Source organism: Vibrio sp. 1288 (assembly GCF_033344475.1).
In genome coordinates, this window is the sequence record NZ_JAWPOX010000217.1 from 1 (window position 1) to 935 (window position 935).

Here is a 935-nt window from a genome sequence, read left to right on the forward strand (position 1 = left end):
TCCGTGTAGGCGTGAGCCACTTTCTCTAGCTGTTTTTCATCTGCATCCGCATTGAGCTCGATCTGTTCGAGTTCAGCTAGCCATGCTTGAGCTAACTCTTTGCGTTTGCCTTTCAGCGCGTCAAACTGCGTTTGAGACCAACTCAAAAAATTCATATCGAGCAAAGGCAAGTCCAATAGCCATTCACCCGGATAGTCGATGATGTCAACATTGAGAACCGCCGTTTTACTGAGCAGCTTCTTGGTCGTTTTCTTTGGTTTGTATTTTAAAGCTAGGCGAATTTCGCTCACATCACGCGTTGGCACTGGCCATTGTGGTGGGTTCGCATGAATCTGGCTCATCGCCTCGTCGTAAGCAAAGCGAGGCACCATCATATTGGTTTGAGGTTCACGCTTTGCACCAATAAGGCGTTTGTCTCTCGCGGCGGTCAATAAAGGTAGATTGTCGTGAGTGGCGGTGTGAAGCAACTGATTAACCAAAGACGTGATAAAGGCCGTTTTACCCGCTCGGGATAACCCAGTTACCGCAATTCTTACATTAGAATCCATACCACGGCTGATAAAGTCGTTCACGTGTTGCTTTATTCTTTTCATAGTTTTTATTTATCTCACCAGTTTTTATACCCAACGCTTCCTTAGAAGTAACTTGAGTATCACGAGTCTAAGTTTACCAACCTTAATCAAAGATGAACAAAATCTGCAATCTAGTGCTGACCTCGATAAGTGTAAAATATTGCTGCCTATAAACGGAAAAGCCTCTGAATCACTTCAGAGGCTTATATATTCTAACTAGCGGCTTGATGTTCTAATCTTCTTCAATCAGCTTGTAGATAACAAAGAGTGCGATTTCAAGAACAAACCAAAGCACACAAGTGATGGTGACGTATTTCTCATCAAAAATACTGATACCGTGAAGAATCAAGTCGTAGCCAACAA

At 43.2% G+C, this 935-nt stretch carries 1 protein-coding gene; it reads right to left on the reverse strand.

Annotation, left to right across the window (positions count from 1 at the left end; all coding sequences use genetic code 11):
* A partial coding sequence (locus R8O11_RS25775; RefSeq protein WP_318194683.1) for a YcjX family protein occupies nucleotides 1-593 on the reverse strand: 593 nt, incomplete at its 3' end.
* Between the last annotated feature and the right edge of the window lie 342 nt (nucleotides 594-935).